The organism is Salinisphaera sp. SWV1 (assembly GCF_052044155.1).
Taxonomy (GTDB): Bacteria; Pseudomonadota; Gammaproteobacteria; order Nevskiales; family Salinisphaeraceae; genus Salinisphaera.
In genome coordinates this window covers 1-1,064 of the sequence record NZ_JBQDYE010000100.1, presented here as the reverse complement: position 1 = coordinate 1,064, position 1,064 = coordinate 1, and the positions used below count along the sequence as shown (strand labels likewise).

Below are 1,064 nucleotides of genomic sequence, written 5' to 3'. Positions count from 1 at the left end.
CGGCGGCCGTCACAAAGCGTGTCTTGATCCCGTTCATCAGCGCCCGATAGGCCAGCGCGATGGCCAGATGGCTCTTGCCCACACCGCTCGGGCCGAGCAGCACGATGTTTTCGGTGCGCTCGATGAACGTCAGGGCCGCCAGTTCCTGGAGTTGCGCCCGGGGCGCGCCCGAGGCAAAGCCGAAGTCGTACTGCTCGAGGGTCTTGACCGCCGGCAGGGTCGCCATCCGCAACAGGGTCTGGCGACTGCGCTCGGCCCGGGCATCGCGCTCGGTGATCAGCAGCTGCTCGAGGAAGTCGGCGAAGCTGGTCTCCTGGCCGGCTGCCTGCTGTGCGAGGTGCGGCCACTCGGCATCGATCCGATCCAGCTTGAGGCCCTGGCACAGCGCACGGATCCGCTCATGTTGAAGGTTCATGCCGGGACCTCCAGCAGCGCCTGGTAGACCGACAGCGGATGCTGCAGGCTCTCATGCGGGAGGGCATGACCGCTCGGCTGGGACGGCGCGCCCGCTGGCGTGGCCGCCGCGATCGGCAGCGGTAAAAGCGCGTGCCGTTCCTCGGCCAGGCGCACGGCGGGCTTGTCGCCGGTGGTGCCATGGATGCGCTGATGTGCCACCTCCGCACACCAGCGCCCGATGTGTGCATTGGCGGTCGGAACATCCAGCGTAAGCCCGGCCATCTTCAGCGTCGCGGCCAGCGGCGTGACGAAGCTGCCCTTGAGATAGCCGTTGAAGCGCTCGACCTTGCCCTTGGTCTGAGCCCGGTACGGACGACAGACCCGCGGCCGGAAGCCGTAGGTCTCGGCCAACGCGGCCAGCGCCGGATGCCAGCGATGCGCCCCCGCGCCATAGGCATCGCGCTCGAGAATGATGGCGCCGGCATTGTCGAACAACACGTCCTGCGTCACGCCGCCGAAATAGGCGAAGGCCTCGCGTAATCCGGTCAGCCATGCCTGGCTGTCCTCGCGCGCGCCAAAGCGCACGAACGTCGCTCGGCTATAACCCAGGGTCGCCACGAAGGCCTTGAGCGGTGAACGACCGCGGCGAATGGTCGTGAAGTCCACCT

General features: G+C 67.7%; 2 protein-coding genes. Both read right to left on the bottom strand.

The features are described 5' to 3' along the window. Positions 1-415 (bottom strand): ATP-binding protein (locus ACS8YF_RS19600; protein ID WP_440851772.1); only part of this gene is annotated, 415 nt, incomplete at its 3' end. Further along, positions 412-1,064 (bottom strand): IS21 family transposase (gene istA / locus ACS8YF_RS19595; protein WP_440851771.1); only part of this gene is annotated, 653 nt, incomplete at its 5' end. The genes ACS8YF_RS19600 and istA, both read right to left, overlap by 4 nt.